Origin of the sequence: Nocardiopsis sp. MG754419 (assembly GCF_018207095.1) — a bacterium.
In the GTDB taxonomy this organism is placed as follows: domain Bacteria; phylum Actinomycetota; class Actinomycetes; order Streptosporangiales; family Streptosporangiaceae; genus Nocardiopsis.
Genome location: NZ_QOCZ01000052.1, coordinates 14,780 through 31,901 on the forward strand (window position 1 = coordinate 14,780; position 17,122 = coordinate 31,901).

Here is a 17,122-nt window from a genome sequence, read left to right on the forward strand (position 1 = left end):
CGGGGGTTCTCACCGGGACGCACCTCGTTGCCGGGGACCGGTTTTCGGGACACTGTGGGGTCATGGACGAGACCTCCCCCACGCCCGTTCTCCCGGATCGGAAGCCCCGACCGAACCTGCCGACGCGCGTCGCCGTCGTGTTCGTCGGGTTCCTGGCGATCCTGCTCTCCCTCGACCCTCTCCTGCGGCTGCTCGGCATCGAGAGGAACCGGGGCGACGGCGCCTCCCCCTGGCCCGGCGACGCCCTGGTGGTCTTCGCCGTGGTGGTCTGCGCCCTGTCCCTGGTCCTGCTCTGGCTCGCCCGACGTTTCCTGGACCGCCGCCCGTGGAGCGGCCTGACACTGACGGGGCCGCGGCGGGGGTGGTGGCCCTTCACGATCGGGGCGCTCGCCTGGATGCTTCCTGCGTCGGCCGGGCTCGGTCTCGGACTCGCCTTGGGCCTGGGGTCCCTCACCCCGCTGCGGCCGACCGAGGAGATCGTGGTCGCGCTCCTGGGGACGGCGATCCTCGTGCTGTTCCTGGAGGCCCTCCCGGAGGAGGCGGTGTTCCGGGGGCTGTTGTTCCGCAACCTCAACACCGTCATGAGCGCCTGGCTCGCGATCGCGGTGCAGGCGCTGCTGTTCGCCTTGGGCGGCTGCGCGCTGTGGGTGATCCTCGCGGGGTGGGGCACGCTCCCCGAACGGCTGCCGATGTTCCTGGGCATGGGCGTGGTGCTGGGGTGCCTGCGGGTGATCACCGGGAACGTGTGGGCGTGCGTCGGCTTCCACCTGGTGTTCCAGACCCTCGCTCAGGGGCTGCTGAGCGGCGGGCTGTTCGAGGTCGCGGGCGGGGAGGCGCTGCCGGCCCTGATCCTGGTGTCGCCGTTCGTGCTGGGGGTGCTCACCGCGATCCTGCTGAACCGGGGTGATGCCCGCTGGGGCGACACCGTGCCCGACCCGGTCGCGGGTCGGGCCGCCGGGGTCAGGTGACCAGACCCCGGGCGTGGAGCAGCCCCACCAGGTCGCGGACGGCCGGGGCACAGCGCTCGCGATCGGCGTGGCCGATCCACGCCAGCTCGGTGATCTCGTTGTCCGCGACGATCTCCCCGTCGTACTCGGCGGTGTAGCAGACCAGAGCCACGCGGGTGCCCGCGGCCTGCCCGTGGGCCACCTGGTCGATCACCGCGACGCGGGCGAACGTGCCGGGACGCAGCACCACGCTGACCTCCTCGCGGGCCTCGCGCGCCACGGCCTGCTCGTCGGTCTCACCCGGTTCGCGTTTGCCTCCGGGCAGGTACAGCCGGTCCCTGTTCTCGGAGCGCACGCACAGCAGCCGGCCGTCGCGTACATGGACCCAGGAGAGCGCCTCGATGACGGTGGGCGCGTCGGTGGAGGTGGTCGAAGACATGTGGCCACTTTAGGTCGGGTCCGACACGGTCGAACCGGCGGCCCGCGACGCCGTCGGGGGCTACGATCCGGAGGCCGACGGTAGACCACGGGCACATCGTGCGGGACCGTGCCACGGCCAGAGCGGACGTACATGACCTCCTCCAGCACCGAGACCGGACCCGGACCCCGCGCCGAGCGCGACCGGGCGCGCACCCTCCCGCTGCTCGCGGAGTGCCCCGACGGCGTCCCCTTCTCGTCCGCCGAGCGGCGCGCGAGCGAGGAACGCGCCCACCACCTCTACAGCGCCGCCATCGGTGCCTGCGCGGGCCGGTGGGACGACGATCCGGAGGTGGCCGCGCGGGCCGCTCCGCTCCTGGATGAGGAGGTGCGGCTGCCCTTCCTCACACCCGAGGAGGTCGACCGGGTGTGCGACACTCTCCCCGGCGTCCTCGCCGAGCTGCGCGCCACGCCCGTGCGCGTTCCCGCCGGTGCCACCCCCGACCGCCCCCGCGCACTGTCCGAAGAGCGACTGGACTCCCTGTTCGACCGCGCCCTGCGCGACCGCCTCACCGGTGTCCCGCGCCGGCGACCACGGTTGCTGCTGTTCGGCGGCCAGCCCGGATCCGGCACGTCCACGCTCCAACGCCGGGTGCTCCCGGTGCTGCCGCCGGGCACCGTCTCCTACGACCGGGGCGACCTGATGCGGCTGTCACCCGACTACGAGTGGGCGATGAGCGCCGACGACCGGGCCGCCTCCATCGCGGTGTCCCACCAGGTGGGCGGGTTGCACGCGCGGTCCATGGAACACGTGCGGGAGGGTCGCTTCGACGTGGTGCGCAGTGACCCCCTCGGCCGCGCGGACCGGGCCGCCTCCCGGGTACTGGCGTTCAAGGAGGCCGGTTACCGGGTCGAGGTGGCGTTCGTGGCCACCCACACCTCCCACAGCCGTTTCTCGCTCCTGGACCGACACGCCCGCGCCACCCGGGAGCAGGGGTTCGGCAGGTGGATCCCGCAGGCCCACCACGACCGCTCCTACCTCGGGGTGCCCAACACGATCGAGTTCCTGGAGACGCACCGCCTCGTCGACTCGCTGTACGTGCTCTCCCGGGAGGGCGAGGTGCTGTACGCCGACCACCGGGACGACGGCGGCCGTCGGCACGAACCGTTCGGGCGTCTGGCCCTGGAGGTCGAACGGGGGCGACGCGAGCTCTGGCGGTCCGACGACCCCGCCTCGGTGTACTGACCTGAGAGGTGAGGAACGCGGGAGGCGGGAGGGCCCGCCGGGGGCGGTGGCCCTGGCGGGCCTGCGTGGGGTGAGCGCCCGCGGGGTCGGACGGGGCCACGTCCGCGAGGACCCCGGTGTGGCGCCGGTCACCGATCGGCCGCGTTCGCTCCGGACCGCCTGGTGCCGGCGGGATCCGGACGGAGGTGACGGCGATCCGGCCCCGCCGAAACGGTACGGTCGGGGAGTACGCCCACATGAACGATCCGATCGGGGGACAACGTGTTCTGTGGTGATCCCGGCAGTGCCGGCTACGCCGCGTGCGCCACCCAGACCCAGTTGTTCGCACTGGCCTCGGCGATCCCCGCGGTGCTCGGCCTCGCCCTGCTGGTGGCCGCCTTCACCGCGCCCTCCGTGCGGGGGGACCGGCTGCTGCGCGCCCGGACCCTGGGGTACTCCCTCGTGGCCTGGGGTATCGCCGCGGGCACCTACGTGATGGGCGGCCTGCCCTCCCTGTGACGGGGGCCCGGTCCCGACGGGGGCCACGACGCGTCACCCCGGCCGTGCGCGCCCCGGCGGCGGACGGGTGTTCGCCTGGGCCGAGGACCGCCCGCGCCCCCGGACGTCCGCGCTCCGCCGGACGAACGGGGATCCCCGTCGTGCCCCGGGCCGGACACGTCCCCGGCCGCGGGCACGCGCCCACGGCCCGGGACCCGCGTCAGATCTCCTCGCCGGCCAGCAGGTCACCCGCGTCGGCGATCCGGTACGCGTAGCCCTGCTCGGCGAGGAACCGCTGGCGGTGGGCGGCGTACTCCTGGTCCAGGGTGTCGCGGGCGATCACCGCGTAGAACCGGGCGGTACGGCCGTCGGCCTTGGGGCGCAGCACACGGCCCAGCCGCTGCGCCTCCTCCTGCCGGGACCCGAAGGAACCCGACACCTGGACCGCCACGCCCGCCTCTGGCAGGTCGATCGAGAAGTTCGCGACCTTGGACACCACGAGGGTCCGCAGCTCACCGGAGCGGAACGCGTCGAACAGCCGCTCGCGCTCCTTGTTCCGGGTCTCGCCCTTGATCACCGGGGCGTCCAGGCGTTCCCCGAGCTCGTCCAGTTGGTCGATGTAGGAGCCGATGACCAGCACCTGCTCCTCGGGGTGCCGTTCCACGATCGCCCGCACCACCGAGGTCTTGGAATCGGTGGAGGCACAGAAGCGGTACCGGTCCTCCGGCTCGGCCGTCGCGTACGCCAGCCGCTCGGACTCGGTCAGGTCGACCCGGACCTCGACGCAGTCGGCCGGGGCGATCCACCCCTGGTTCTCCATGTCCTTCCACGGCGCGTCGTAGCGCTTGGGTCCGATCAGTGAGAACACGTCCCCCTCGCGCCCGTCCTCGCGGACCAGGGTCGCGGTCAGACCCAGCCGCCGCCGGGCCTGCAGGTCCGCGGTCATCCGGAAGATCGGGGCGGGCAGCAGGTGCACCTCGTCGTAGACGACCAGGCCCCAGTCGCGCGCGTCGAACAGCTCCAGGTGCGTGTACACGCCCTTCCGGCGGGCCGCCATCACCTGGTACGTCGCGATCGTGACCGGGCGGATCTCCTTGCGGGTGCCCGAGTACTCGCCGATCTCGTCCTCGGTGAGGGAGGTGCGGCGCAGCAGCTCGGCCTTCCACTGGTGCACCGACACCGTGTTCGTCACCAGGATCAGGGTGGTCGCCCCGGTCATGGCCATGGCCGCCGCGCCGACGATCGTCTTGCCCGCGCCACACGGCAGCACCACCACGCCGGAGCCGCCCGCGTGGAAGCTCTCGGCGGCCTCCCGCTGGTAGCCGCGCAGCTCCCAGTCGCCGTCGGCCAGGTCGATCGCGTGCGCCTCGCCGTCCACGTAACCGGCCAGGTCCTCGGCGGGCCAGCCGATCCTGAGCAGCGCCTGCTTGAGGTTGCCGCGCTCACTCGGGTGCACCGCGACCGAGTCCTCGTTCAGCCGCTCACCGAGCATCCCCTGGAGCTTCTTGGCCCGGACGACCTCCTCCAGGACCGCACGGTCCGAGGACTCCAGGACCAGGCCGTGGACCGGGTCCCCGACCAGCTTCAACCGCCCGTACCGGTCCATCGTCTCGGCGATGTCCACCAGCAGTGAGTGCGGTACCGGGAACTTGGAGAAGCGGATGAGGGCGTCGACGACCTGCTCGGCGTCGTGCCCGGCGGCCCGTGCGTTCCACAGGGCCAGCGGGGTGATCCGGTACGTGTGCACGTGTTCGGGCGCACGCTCCAGCTCCGCGAACGGGGCGATGGTGCGACGGCACTCGCCGGCCTCTTCGTGGTCGATCTCGAGCAGCAGGGTCTTGTCGGACTGGACGATCAAACAGGACACGCGGGACCTTCCGATGCGCTGGGAGAGGGTGCGGCCCCAGGTGCAACACCGAACGCCGCCCGAACATGCCCGTCAGGAATCGACGATGATCATCGTGATGATGAACCCGAAGAACAGCACGAGCAGGCCGATGACCACCGCGTTGGCGATCCAGGCGTAGCGGGTGAAGCGGGAGACCTTCTCCTGGTCGTAGGTCTCGCTGACCGCGATGATCGAGAAGATGAGCCCGATCACGGCGAAGAACCCGTAGCAGCTGATCACCAGGAGGATGGACGTGACCAGCGCACCGATGGCGCCGCCCTTGTTGAGCGCCGGCGGGAACACCGGGTAGGCCGGATACATGGGCTGCTGGGGCGGGTAGCCCTGCTGGTGCGCCTGGTACGGGTCCTGGTAGGGGTCCTGGTACGGCCCCTGGTAGGGGGACGGCGGCGGTGGACCGTAACCCTGGCCTCCGTACGGGGTGTGACCGCCGTAGCCGCCGGAGTTGTCGTCGCCCGGCAGGCCGGGGTTCCTGTCGTCGTGCATGTCGTGCCTTCGGTGTTCGGGCTCCACGAGGGGATGCCGGGGGAGGGGCGGATCAGAATCCGAGGATGAGGGCCAGGGCCGCGAGGACGAGTACCGGGACCGCGAACACCACGGAGAGCGCCACGTAAGCGAAGTTACAGGCCCAGGTGTATCGGATGTACTTCTCCACCTCGACCGCGTCCGGGACACGGCGCAGGGCCATGATCCCGAGGACGATCCCGGGGACGTTGGCGACGAGCACGAAGAACCACAGTCCGAGGGCGAGGCCGAGGGCCGGGACGGCCAGGGTGAGCACCGCCACGACCAACGCGGCCACGGCCCCGCCGACCCTGGCGGGCGGACCCGAGGGCGCGATCGGGACCTGCGGGGCCACCGGCGTCGCCGGCGCCGCCGGGTTCACCGGTGCGGGCCGTGGGCCCTGCGTGCCACGGGTGGCGGGTGCGGCGCCCACGGGTCGCACGGGAGGCCGGGGTGTGGCCGTCACGGGGGCGGTGCTCCGCCCTCGTTCCCAGAAGGCCCGCGGGTCGCTCCGGTCACCGTACAAGGCCTACCGTGCCTCCCTCGTCGATCGGAGCGAAGGTCGATTTCGCTCCTTTGGTCGCATACCCGTCCTGTTCCTCTCGGACGCGGACAAGGGCGTCCTGGTTCTGCCAACCGGTGGTCAGTACTGCGTCACGTCGACGATCCCCTGGATCCAGCCGCCCGCCTGGGTGAACATGACCAGCGTCAACACCGCCATCACGAAGAACATCACCGCTGCCGCGCCCAGGCAGTACCAGGAGTAACGGGTGAGGACCTCGGCCTGGTCGGGTCGGCCCCGGTCCCGGGCGTGGGCGGCCCGCACCGCGAACGTGATCCCGGCGATGCCGAAGATCCAGTTCGCGCAGCACAGCGCCGTCACCAGGTGCAGGACGAGCGCCATGGTGGAGCTGTGGGCGCCCCCGCCCGAGGCGGGGGTGGAACGGTCCCCGTCGCGCCCCCGTTCGGGCGTTCGGTCCCGTCCTTCGTGTTCGCGGTGCTCCCGCCCCCGATCACGGGGGGAGGAGGCTCCGGGGGGCAGCGAAGCGTTGCTCATCGGGGTGTCTCTCGCCGTGGGTGGTCGACCAACGCCACTCTAGCCCGCCCGCCTTCGACGCGGACGGCGCTCACCCGGTGTCGGCGGAGAGTTCGGCCACGCCGGTGATCCGGTGGAGCGCGAAGCGGTGCACCGCGTCCCGGGTGGTGTCGTAGGCGGTGAGGAAACCCCCGTCCACGCGGGAGGGCGCCACGATCCGGCTGACCTGGCGGCCATCGGTGTCGGTGTACCCGATCCACACGCGCCGTTCGTCGGCGGCGGCCCTCTCCAGCACCTCCGTGAGGGCTTTCGCGCGCGCGGCGGCGCCGCCGTTGTCCGGTAGCTCCACCGGCACCCGCGCGATGGTCGCGGCCTCGTCGCCGGCGCGCAGCGCGCGGACGGCGGCCCTGGCGAGCACCGGGGTCGTGGTGTGCTCCGCGGCGGGGATCGCGTCGGGCTCCGCGCGGCGCACCTCGGGTCGGCTCAACCGCATGACGCCGTCACCGCTCTCGGCCACCGGGTGGTACCCGAGGTGGCGCAACCGCTCCATCAGGGCGGCCCGGGTGAGACCACTGACCACCACTGTGGGCGCCAGCGCCACGAGTTCGAGGTCGGCCGCCCGGCGGTCGCCGACCAGTTCGGTCAGGAGCGCGGGTTCGTCGCAGCGCAGGTAACTGGAGGCGGTGCCGGCGCGCAGTCGGCCGTGCCTGCGGCCCACGTCCGAGACCAGGTAGCGCAGCGCCTGGGGCAGCGGTGTGCGCGAGTGGCGTTCCAACATCGAGGTCAGGTCGGCCACACCCCGTCCGGCGTCCAGGGCACGGCGCACCGAGGCCTCGGTGAACCGGTAGACCGTGGCACCGCCGGTGGACTCCACGTCGGCGGTCAGGGCGAGCTCGCGGGCGAGCTCGGTCACCAGCGGCCCGGGGGCCACGGCGGTCATGTCGCCCTGCACCAGCACGTAGTCCAGGGGCTGGGGCAGCTCAGGGGCCAACAGGGCCGCGGAGGCGTCCTCGTCGTCGGCGATCAGCGGTCGTGAGTGCGCGGCGAGCGCGCCCATGCCGATCATGCCGAGAGCGGTCGCCTCGGTGACCGCCGCCGCCACGAGTTCGGTGTACAGGGGGGACCGGCGGCGCGGATGGCGCCAGGTCAGGCGGGCCCGTAGGGAGTCCTCGTCCGGGGCCAGGCCCGGCTCGGCCGACCCGAGTTCGGCGAGGACGTCACGTCGCGCCTGGGGAGCGGTGGGGCGGACCAGCCCCGGACCGAGCACGTTGCGCACGCGCCCGCCCGTGTCCTGCGAGCCCGCCAGGGAGGGCGCGCGGTCCGAGTCCAGCCAGGCCCGCACCAGACGCAGCCACCGTCGCTCCGGAGGGCTCTCCCGCCACAGGTCGTACTCGCGGGTGGGCAGCCACTCGCCGGACAGGCGGTCGTCCGTGGCCAGCAGCCCGGCGGCCCGCGCCGTCTCCAGGTACAACGTCGCGGTGGCGTCGTCGGTGTCCATGGCCTGGGCGGCGCGGCGCAGGTCCCGCACGCCCAGTCCGCCGTTGCGCAGCACCGCCGCCGGCTCTCGCGACCACCGTTCCATCAGCTCCTCGACGGCGCGCAGCACCACGAACGCCTGACCGGCCGCGGCCCGGGCCACGGTGTCGGCGTCGACCGCGCGGCCCTCGAAGGCGGGCGGGGTGGTGTCGACCTCGCGGAAGAGCACCCCCGAGCGCAGGAACAGGCCGACCTCGCGCGGCAGGGTCAGGGTGTCGTCACCGGTCGGCACGAGCAGACCGCGGGCGATGAGGGACTCCACCGGGGAGGACGCCGTGGCCAGGGCGACCTCGCGCCGGGCGTCGGTGACGGTGCCGTTGGGCGGGCCCCAGGCGAGGCTGTCCAACAGCCGCCGGGCGGGTGCGTCGACCTGGCCGACGAGCGCGCCGACCCGATCGGGGTCGGACAGGGCGGTCGCGACCGTCTCCACGGGGGACGAGGCGGTGCTGTGCGGTACGAGGTCGTCGGCCAGGCGCGCGACCGTCCCGTGCGCGAGCGCGGCCAGCAGGACCCGTACGGGCGGCCCCAGGCGGGCCGGGTGCGGGAGCAGTTCCCGCAGGACCTGCACCGGGCGCCACCGCCCGTGGTCCGGCCAGACCAGCGCCAGGGACGACAGCGTGTCCACCGCGGTGTCCAGGGCGTCCCGAACGGCCGTGGACGCGGGGGAGGAGCCGAGCCCGTGCGCGAGGTCGGCGGGAAGCGCCCCCACCGGCTCGGACAGACGGTCGTCGCCGAGCGCGACCACCGATTCCAGGACCTGCAGCGTGAACCCGTCCAGTCGCTCCAGGGCGCGCAGCACGGCGTTGCGCGAGGTCGCACGGTTGGCCAGGGCCCCGATGTCGGCCGGGACCGGTTGGGCCAGGTCCGGTCGGGCACGCAGGAGGGCCGTGAGTTCCTCGTCCGAGCGCGAGCGGAGCCAGGAGGTGAACGTGGGGCGCCGGCCCGGCGAAGGGTGGTCGGTGCCGTCGCCGGGGTGCTCGGACCGTGCGTAGTGCGTCATCGGTTTCAACGCTAAGCGATCGCGCCTCGCCCGGCGCACGGCCTTCCTCGGGAACGCCTTCGATACCAGGGTTCCCGCCGTTCACGGCCGTATCATGCCGGAATCAGCCGGCCGAAACAGGGCGGGAGGGGTTAAAAGGCAGGTCATTGTGGGCCAATATGGGGCCATGAACCAGCGCTCGGAACAACTGGTACTCGACTATCTCTCGAGGGTCGGCCTCGCGCTGTACGGTCGTGTCTCGGCGAAGGAACGGACCGCGTACCTGACGCGCCTGCGCGCGCGCATCGACGAGCGCCGTGAGGCGGCCGACAACGACGAGGTCGACACCGTGCGACGGATCCTCCGGGGTTTCGGGGCGCCCGAACACCTCGTGGAGGAGGAGCTGACCGGGCAGACCCTGGATCTGGAGGACGACGCCATGATCCCGAACCGGCCCGGGCACGCGAACCGGCCGCCGCCCCCCTGGCGCGGCGGTCCCAGCCAGGGCCTCCTCTCCCTCCTGGAGGGCCCCAGCCAGACCGACATGCGCATGGACGGCCGGACCACACGCCGCCCGGGGGTACTGCGCAACAGCCTCCTCATGGTCCGTCACCGCGCACCCGAGGCGGTCGCCCTGACCATGTTCGTGCTCGCCGGGGTCTGGTGGGACGTGGCGTTCCTGTGGGTGCTCGGCGCCGTGCTCCTCCTGCTCAGCCAGGTGTGGGGCGCCCGCGAGAAGTGGGTCGGGGTGGGCCTTCCCCTGCTGTCGTGCGTGGTCGGTGTGGCCCTGTGGAACGGCGAGGCCAAGTTCATCGACCTCTACATCCAGCAGGCCCTGCCCGCGACCGGTGCGCCGGCGCTCGGTATCGCCTCCCTGGTCTGCGTGCTCTTCCTCTTCCCCGGGGCGGCCCGCTCCGCGCGGGCGGCCGACCGCTCCGCCCACCTGGCCGCCGCCGACGACGCCGATCTCGACGTGGACTGAGCGCAGGGGGCGAGCCGGGAGCACACGCCCCGGACCCGCGCCCTTCGGTCATCTCTTGGCAAATCCTGGGGAATAACCTTTTCCGGTCGGCCCGTGGCGACGTATCCGCGCCCGGTGCTTCGGGTAATCATGTCGGTACACCGTCGCTTTCGCTCCAGGGCGGTCCCGCCAGGTGCTCCGGCCGCCAGCCCGGAAACCGGCGCGTCGACGGCGTCCCTGATTCCGCCGAGTCCCGTCCCACACTCCGCACCAGCGGTGAGGGGGCGACGTCGACACCCACGAGGCCCGGGTGAGCCGTATCCGGGCCTCGTACCCATGCCCGGTCCGGGTGGCCCGGTCGGCCCGTATCGGACCCGCCGCATTCTCCCTCGCCTTCGCGAGCACCCGAGTACTAGCCTGGTTCGCACCTATGGAAACCAAGGGTCGCCGGGGTGGCGGAAAGGGTGGTCGGCACCGTTCTCCACACCCTCGCGTCGCCCGCCAGTGAAAGCATGAGGTCACCACCGTGCCCACCGGCAAGGTCAAGTGGTACGACGACGACAAGGGTTTCGGCTTTCTCACCCGGGACGACGGCGGCGAGGTCTTCGTCCACTCCACGTCCCTGCCCTCCGGAACCGCCGCGCTGCGGCCCGGCCAGCGGGTCGAGTTCGGCGTGGCCGAGGGACGCAAGGGAGCCCAGGCGTTGCAGGTGAAGCTGCTCGACGCCCAGCACTCCGTGGCCAAGGCGCGGCGCAAGAAGCCCGACGAGATGGTGGTCATCACCGAGGACCTCATCACACTCCTGGAGAACGTCTCCGACAACTATCGGCGGGGTCGTCACCCGGAGAAGCGCGAGGCGGCCAGGGTCGCCCAGGTGTTGCGCGTGGTGGCCGACGACCTGGAGGCCTGATCACGCGGCCGTGGTGGACGCCGTCGACGTCCACCACGGCCGCGGCGTGGACGGCGGGCGGTCGGCGCGGTGGCGCCACCGCGCCGGAGTCCGCGGAGACCGACGAACCCCCTCCTCACCCCGCCCCTTCCGTTCGGATCCCGATCGCCTCACGGTGGGGGTGCGCGGCCACGCGAGCGCCCGCGAGGCGGGCGCGCTCCGCGGCGGTCGCGGTCCGCGACCGTCCCGACCGTCGATGTGACAAGAGACGATCAAGAGGGTGTAATCGGCCGAACCTTGACCCGCGTTGTGGTCAAATCGGTGCCCGCGATCAGTGAGAATGGGGAGCGTGAGCCCTTCTCGACGTTCTCCTGTACCGGACAAGGCATGTATCGACGCGGTGGATCTGGCCCGCTCGGTGGCAGCGGAGGTCGGGCGACCCGAATGGGTGGGTGAGCACCTCACCGCCCAGGTCGAGGACACACGCCTGGTCACCCACTTCTTCGAGTGCCTGGACCCCGCCTACCCGGGGTGGACCTACGCGGTGACCGTGGTGCGCGCCTCGCGCTCCAAGGACGTCACCGTCAACGAGGTGGTCCAGCTTCCCGGCGAGGGCGCGCTCGTCGCGCCCGAGTGGGTGCCATGGAAGGAAAGACTGCGCCCCGGCGACCTCGGTGTGGGGGACCTTCTCCCCACCGACGAGGACGACGAACGACTCGTCCCCGGTTACGCGCAGGTGCCCGACAGCGAACTCGACGCCGAGGGCATGGACAAGCAGATGGTGTGGGAACTCGGACTGGGCCGCCGCCAGGTGCTGTCCGAGACCGGCCGCGAGCAGGCCGCGGAGCGCTGGTACAACGGCGACTCCGGGCCGCGCAGCCCGATCGCCACAGCGGCCCCGGGCCGCTGCAGCACGTGCGGTTTCATGACACCGCTGGCCGGTGAGCTGCGCCAGATGTTCGGAGTGTGCACCAACGAGTTCGCACCCGACGACGGCAAGGTGGTCTCGCTCGACCACGGCTGCGGCGCCCACTCCGAGGTCCGCCGACCGGGCCCGCAGAACGGGCCGGTCGCACCCGTCGTCGACGAGATGGGGTACGACCACATCGTCTTCGACGACACCGCGGAGCTGGAGCTCGTCTCCTCCGACTCCTGAACCCACCACGGGCCGATCCACCCGAGACACGACACAGGGCCCCGCCGCACCAGCGGCGGGGCCCTGACGCGTCACGCGCCCCGGGGCGCCCACGCCCCGCGCCACGCACCACACCCGCGCCCGCCCGCGCCGACCGTGGGCTAGGGTCGAGCTATCCAACACGCTCGCCTCGCCGGTACCGCGCGCCCACGCGCCGGGCCTGACGCACCGTGCGCCTCGCGCAGGAGGAGACCACCATGGCCGAGCCGGTGACCCCGTCGGTGACCGACCCCTACAACACCGCCGAGCTGCGCCGACGTGTGTTGTCGGCGTGGGCGGACGCGCCCGCGCGGTTCCGTGAGGACGCCAACGCCGAGGAGGACTTCGCGCTGGGCGGTTACCGCGACCGGGTGGTGGTGGAGCTGGCGCAGAACGCCGCCGACGCCGCCCGTCGCGCCGGAGTCCCCGGACGGCTGCGTCTGGAGCTGGCCGGCGACCGTCTCACCGCGGCCAACGTCGGGGCTCACCTGACCGTCGAGGGCGTGGAGTCCCTCGCCACCCTGCGCGCCTCCACCAAGCGCGACGATCCGGCCTCCGTCGGCCGGTTCGGCGTCGGCTTCTCGGCGGTGGCGGCGCTCAGCGACGACGTCACCGTCGACTCCGGTTCGGGGGCCGTGCACTTCTCCGCCGCACGCGCCCGCGCCGTGGTCACCGACCTGCTGGACGCCGACGGGACCCACACCGACCTCGCCGAGGAGGTGGGGCGCCGCTCCGGGCACGTCCCCATGCTGAGGCTGCCCTTCCCCTCCGACGCCCTCCCCGCGCGGCCCCCCGGCGACCACGACACGGTCGTCACCCTCGTGCTCCGCGACGCGCGGGCCCGTGAGCGGGTCCGCGAGCTGCTGGACCGCACCGGCGAGGCGCTCCTGCTCGCCCTGGAGGGGCTGTCCGAGGTACACGTGGTGGTCGACGGCGCCGAGCGCGTCCTCACCCGCGCCGACGCCGACGAGGACTCCGGCGCCGACCTGGTCACCACCCACCACAACGGCGGCGGCACCCGGGCCACCCGGTGGCGCACCCTGGCCCGTTCCGGAACGTTCGACCCGCACCTGCTCTCGGACCGGCCCACGGAGGAACGCGCACGCACCGCGTGGTCGCTGACCTGGGCCGCGCCGGTCGACGAGAACGGCGGCGTGGGGGTCCTGCCCGCCGACGTCGAGAACGTCGTGCACGCGCCCACCCCCACCGACACCGAACTCGACCTGCCCGCGGTGCTCATCGGCACGTTCCCGCTGGGGTCGGACCGACGGTCGGTGCGGCCCGGCGCCGCCACCGACCTTCTGCTCATGGAGGCCGCCACCGCCTACTGCGCGCTCCTGCGTCGCTTCGACGCCCGCGAGGCCCTCGACCTGGTCCCCGCGACCCGTGTGGGCGGCGGCGCGATCGACGCGGTCTTTCGCGCGCGGGTCGCTGAACCGCTCCTGGACACCCCGTTCCTGGTCACCGCCGCCGGGCACCCCATCACCCCGCGCGACGCGGTCGTCCTGGACGCCGGTGGCGCCGACGGTGCCCCCGAACTCGTCGACCTCCTCGCCGCGTCGGTCCCCCCGCTGCTGCCCGGAGGGTGGAGCCCCCGTCACCCGGCGCTGGTGTCGCTGCGGATGCGCCGACTGGGCCTGGCCGACCTCGCCGACCTGCTCGGCGACGCCCAGCGGGAACCGTCCTGGTGGGCGTCCCTGTACGGCGCCCTGACCACCGCGGGTTCCGCCGGGGCCGACCTCGACGAACTCGGTTCCCTACCGGTGCCCCTGGCCGACGACCGCCTCGTCCGAGGGCCCCGCTCCCTCCTGGTGCCGAGCGACGACTGGGCCCGGGTGACCGACGCCGAGGGCGACCGGCTCGACCCCGCGGCCCTGGCCACCCTGGGCGTGCGCGTGGTCCACCCCGAGGCCGCCCACCCGCTCCTGCTGCGTCTGGGCGCGGTGGAGGCGGGCGCCGCGACCGTGCTCGCCGACCCCCGTACCGAGGCGGCCGTGCGCGACTCGCTCGACGCCGAGGACCCCGAACCGATCGCCGAGGCCGTCCTGGACCTGGTCGCCGCCGCGGGCACCACCGTGGACGACCTGCCCTGGCTGTCCGAGCTGGCGCTGCGCGACGACGAGGACGGTTACTCGGTCGCCGCCGAGCTCCTGGTGCCCGGCGCCCCGCTGATCGACCTGCTGGTGGACGACGCGCCGTTCGGCACCGTCCACGACGACCTCGTCCGTCGCCACGGGACCGACGCCCTGCGCGCCGTGGGCGCCGTGTGGGGGCTCACCGTGGTGCGCGCCGAGGAGGTCGCGCTGGGGGAGGACCCCGGTGCCGCCTTCGACGGGACCGCGGGTGAGGGCGGACCGGACGGGTTGGAGGACTGGGCCGACGAACTCCTGGAACGGCTCGGCGACCCCGAGCTGCCGCCGGTCGTCCCCGAGCTCGTGTGCGTGGCCGACCTCGACTACGTCGCCGACGACGCCTGGCCGCGCGTGCTGTCGATGCTGTCCACCGGACCGCTGCGCGAGGCCGTGACCGCGCCGACGCGGCTGTTGATGCCGGACGGTCGGGTCGAGGACGTGCCCTCCTACACCGCGTGGTGGCTGCGCACCCGCGCGCTCCTCGACGGCCGCGCCCCCGTGGAGCTGCGCGTCGCCGACGCCGAACCGCCGCTGCTGGGCCTCTACGACGAGGTGCCCGCCGGCGTCGACCCCGAGTTCGCGCGGGCGCTGGGGGTGCGCACGACCCTCGCCGACCTGCTCGCCGACCCCGACGGCGCCGACGACCTGCTCGCCCGCCTGGCCGATCCGGCCCGCCACGTCGATCGGGCCGCCCTGCGTCGTCTGTGGACGGCCCTGGCCGACGTCGACGCCGACCTGGTCACCCCGCCCGGGCTGGTGCGCGCGGTCCGGGGCGGCGCGATCGTGGTCGCCGACGCGGAGGACGCCGTGGTGGTCGACTCCCCGGACCTGCTGCCGCTCGTGGCGGACCGACCCGTGGTGCCCGCTGCGGCGCACAGCGCCGAACGCCTCGCCGACGTGATGGACCTGGACCTGGCCTCGGAGAGCGTCACCGGAAAGGTGGACTCCGCCGGGGGGATCCGCGCCGTACCGGACGAGGCGGCGCTGTTCCTCGACGGGGATCGGGAACCCGACCGCACCTACCTGCACCACCGGACACTCACCGTGGACGGGGTGGAGGTGGACTGGTACGTCGGCGACGGAACGGTGCACGCCTCCGGTACCGAGGGTCTGGCGCGGGCGCTGTGCTGGCGGGCCGGTCTGTGGCCGCGACGTCATCTGCTGGCGGCGGTCCTGCGCGACCCCTCGGCCGCCGCGCACCTGCTGGCCGAGTCCGACCTGGAGTAGCGGCGGTCAGGTGAGCGCGCCGACCAGGCGCGGGCCCAGCCCCTCTTCGGGCTCGTCCCAGTCGGAGACCTCCACGGGGTCGCCCACGGACACCGTGCCCGGGGCGGTGACGGCGAACTTGGCGCCGAACACCACACCGCCCGTGTCCGCGCGGCGGTAGGCGGCCAGGGACCGCAACGGTTCGGGTCCGCGCTTGTCCCCGGTGTCCTGGTCCACCGTGGTGACCGCGCACCGCACGCACACCTTGGCGTAGCCGAGCCCGGCTTCGCCGACCCGCAGCGTGCGCGCACGGTCCTCGGTGTGCGGTTCGGGCCACCCGGACACCACCACGTTGGGACGGAAACGCTCCATCGGCACGGGTTCCCCACCGGTGGCGACGATGCGCTCGTTCAGCAGGTCCAGGGACGACAACGACGTCACCAGGGCGGCGTGACCGTCGGCGAAGCCCGCGGTGCCGGGGGTGAGTCCGCCGGTCGACCGCGCGTGGTCGTCGGGCACGCGCACGAGGCGGCTGGAGGCACCGAACACCTCCGACAGCCACGCGGCGGCCTCGGAGCCCTGGTCCACGCCCTGGTAGTGCCCACCGTGGACGGTGACGTCCAGGCGAGGGCCCTCGGGGTCGGTCTCGACCACGAGCGGCGCGACGCCCTCGGTCCGCAGCACCAGACGTGAGGCGTCGGCGTCGATCTCCGGCACGATCCGTGCCATCCGGGGGTCCCTGCGCTGGCTGCGGAAGGTGCCGGAGTCGTCGACCACCATGAACGAGCGGTCGTGGGTGAGCCCGGCGGGGGTGAACGCGGCGCTGCTCAGGGGCACGCCCGCGCAGCCCTTGACGGGGTAGACGACGAGCGCGTGCACTCGGACGGTGGGTGAAGGGATCATGCCCCCACGCTAGTCCCTGCCTGCGGTACCACCGGGGGGTGTAGCGCGCGGGCGCGGTTTCCTGGATCACAGGGGGTGTTCGGTTGACGCGCGACCCCCTGGATGACAGGGGGTGTGCGTTCGGGCGGGTCACACCGGGGCATGCCGGCGCGAACACGGAAGCGGATCGCGTTGATGACGGTGCGGTGATCGGCCACCTTCTCGCCTCGCGGGCGTTGACGGACAGGAACGGAGCGCAGCGGGGCCCACCCGGCGTCGGTGGGTTCATGCCGGTCGGGCACACCGCCCACGATGTCGGCGTGGTCACCGCTGCGCTCCCTCTTCCTCGCCCCGTGCCTTCAGCCGGCGGGGTGGTTGCGGCTCCATGTCAGGTGCGGGGCCACGTCATGGGCGTGGAAGCGGCGTTGCCCTCCCGGGGTCCAGAAGTGAGGGAGCTTGCCCGCTTGGGCCCATGCGGTCACCGTCCTGGGGTGGACACCGAACGCCTGGGCGACCTGTGTGGTGGTGAGTACCCCTTCAGTCATCGCCGGCCTCCGGGGCTTCCGGTTCGATGAGCCCGTGGTCGCGTGCCAGGCGCTCGCCCTGGCGGCGCCAGGCCTCTTCCTCCTCCGCCGACAGGGGCCGGTTGTCCCCCGAGACGGGGATGGCAGGCTGCTGGTCACACATGGGGGCTCCTTCCGAAACCCGGGGTGCGGACACCGGGCGGGCCGGTGGTGTCGGGTGTGGGTCCGGGTGGGTCGCCGTGGTGGCGGCGCAGACTCGCTTCGAGAAGCTCCGGGGTGGGCTCGACCTCGGTGCGCCAGTGCGAG

16 protein-coding genes are annotated in these 17,122 nt (G+C 73.2%); 7 read left to right on the forward strand and 9 right to left on the reverse strand.

What is annotated here, in order from left to right:
• Positions 1 to 62: 62 nt before the first annotated feature.
• A complete protein-coding gene (locus DSY14_RS12600) occupies positions 63 to 968 on the forward strand; it encodes a CPBP family intramembrane glutamic endopeptidase (protein ID WP_211716711.1) in 906 nt (301 codons plus the stop codon).
• Here the strand turns inward: DSY14_RS12600 and DSY14_RS12605 are convergent.
• Positions 961 to 1,386 (reverse strand): NUDIX domain-containing protein, encoded by a 426-nt coding sequence (locus DSY14_RS12605; RefSeq protein WP_211716712.1) that lies wholly within the window; start codon positions 1,384 to 1,386, stop codon positions 961 to 963. The genes DSY14_RS12600 and DSY14_RS12605 overlap by 8 nt on opposite strands.
• Before the next feature lie 132 nt (positions 1,387 to 1,518).
• Between DSY14_RS12605 and DSY14_RS12610 the strand changes: the two genes are divergently transcribed.
• Both DSY14_RS12610 and DSY14_RS12615 read left to right on the forward strand, forming a co-directional pair.
• On the forward strand, positions 1,519 to 2,610 hold the full coding sequence (locus DSY14_RS12610; protein ID WP_211716713.1) for a zeta toxin family protein: 1,092 nt from the start codon (positions 1,519 to 1,521) through the stop codon (positions 2,608 to 2,610).
• Between the two features lie 261 nt (positions 2,611 to 2,871).
• The gene (locus DSY14_RS12615; protein WP_211716714.1) at positions 2,872 to 3,108 is read left to right on the forward strand and encodes a hypothetical protein; all 237 of its coding nucleotides are present in this window, start codon (positions 2,872 to 2,874) and stop codon (positions 3,106 to 3,108) included.
• Positions 3,109 to 3,307: 199 nt separating this feature from the next.
• Here DSY14_RS12615 and DSY14_RS12620 read toward each other — a convergent pair whose 3' ends face one another.
• The 5 genes from DSY14_RS12620 to DSY14_RS12640 form a co-directional block, all read right to left on the reverse strand.
• Positions 3,308 to 4,954, reverse strand: coding sequence for a DNA repair helicase XPB (locus DSY14_RS12620; protein ID WP_211716715.1), 1,647 nt, complete (start codon positions 4,952 to 4,954; stop codon positions 3,308 to 3,310).
• Between the two features lie 72 nt (positions 4,955 to 5,026).
• Positions 5,027 to 5,479: a DUF6264 family protein gene (locus DSY14_RS12625; protein ID WP_211716716.1), complete on the reverse strand. Its 453-nt coding sequence runs from the start codon at positions 5,477 to 5,479 to the stop codon at positions 5,027 to 5,029.
• A gap of 52 nt (positions 5,480 to 5,531) precedes the next feature.
• Complete coding sequence (locus DSY14_RS29445; protein ID WP_307851204.1) at positions 5,532 to 5,930, reverse strand: hypothetical protein; 399 nt, start codon at positions 5,928 to 5,930, stop codon at positions 5,532 to 5,534.
• A gap of 210 nt (positions 5,931 to 6,140) precedes the next feature.
• Positions 6,141 to 6,554, reverse strand: a complete 414-nt coding sequence (locus DSY14_RS12635) for a hypothetical protein (RefSeq protein WP_211716717.1) — start codon at positions 6,552 to 6,554, stop codon at positions 6,141 to 6,143.
• A 70-nt stretch (positions 6,555 to 6,624) separates the two neighbouring features.
• Positions 6,625 to 9,069: a helicase-associated domain-containing protein gene (locus DSY14_RS12640; protein WP_211716718.1), complete on the reverse strand. Its 2,445-nt coding sequence runs from the start codon at positions 9,067 to 9,069 to the stop codon at positions 6,625 to 6,627.
• Positions 9,070 to 9,235: 166 nt separating this feature from the next.
• On the opposite strand from DSY14_RS12640, the gene DSY14_RS12645 reads away from it, so the two are divergent.
• The 4 genes from DSY14_RS12645 to DSY14_RS12660 all read left to right on the forward strand — a co-directional run bounded on the left by DSY14_RS12645 (position 9,236) and on the right by DSY14_RS12660 (position 15,431).
• Positions 9,236 to 10,030, forward strand: coding sequence for a hypothetical protein (locus tag DSY14_RS12645; RefSeq protein ID WP_211716719.1), 795 nt, complete (start codon positions 9,236 to 9,238; stop codon positions 10,028 to 10,030).
• Positions 10,031 to 10,535: 505 nt separating this feature from the next.
• Positions 10,536 to 10,919 (forward strand): cold-shock protein, encoded by a 384-nt coding sequence (locus DSY14_RS12650; RefSeq protein ID WP_211716720.1) that lies wholly within the window; start codon positions 10,536 to 10,538, stop codon positions 10,917 to 10,919.
• Positions 10,920 to 11,298: 379 nt separating this feature from the next.
• Positions 11,299 to 12,054, forward strand: a complete 756-nt coding sequence (locus tag DSY14_RS12655; RefSeq protein WP_211716727.1) for a DUF3027 domain-containing protein — start codon at positions 11,299 to 11,301, stop codon at positions 12,052 to 12,054.
• A 236-nt stretch (positions 12,055 to 12,290) separates the two neighbouring features.
• Positions 12,291 to 15,431 carry a sacsin N-terminal ATP-binding-like domain-containing protein gene (locus DSY14_RS12660; protein ID WP_211716721.1) on the forward strand — a complete coding sequence of 1,047 codons (3,141 nt, stop codon included), beginning with the start codon at positions 12,291 to 12,293 and terminating at the stop codon, positions 15,429 to 15,431.
• 6 nt (positions 15,432 to 15,437) lie between these two features.
• Here DSY14_RS12660 and DSY14_RS12665 read toward each other — a convergent pair whose 3' ends face one another.
• From DSY14_RS12665 to DSY14_RS12675, 3 genes are all read right to left on the reverse strand, one after another.
• Positions 15,438 to 16,313, reverse strand: a complete 876-nt coding sequence (locus DSY14_RS12665) for an MOSC domain-containing protein (protein WP_211716722.1) — start codon at positions 16,311 to 16,313, stop codon at positions 15,438 to 15,440.
• A gap of 338 nt (positions 16,314 to 16,651) precedes the next feature.
• On the reverse strand, positions 16,652 to 16,837 hold the full coding sequence (locus DSY14_RS12670) for a helix-turn-helix domain-containing protein (RefSeq protein WP_211716723.1): 186 nt from the start codon (positions 16,835 to 16,837) through the stop codon (positions 16,652 to 16,654).
• Complete coding sequence (locus DSY14_RS12675) at positions 16,830 to 16,979, reverse strand: hypothetical protein (protein WP_211716724.1); 150 nt, start codon at positions 16,977 to 16,979, stop codon at positions 16,830 to 16,832. The genes DSY14_RS12670 and DSY14_RS12675 overlap by 8 nt, the downstream gene beginning before the upstream one ends.
• Between the last annotated feature and the right edge of the window lie 143 nt (positions 16,980 to 17,122).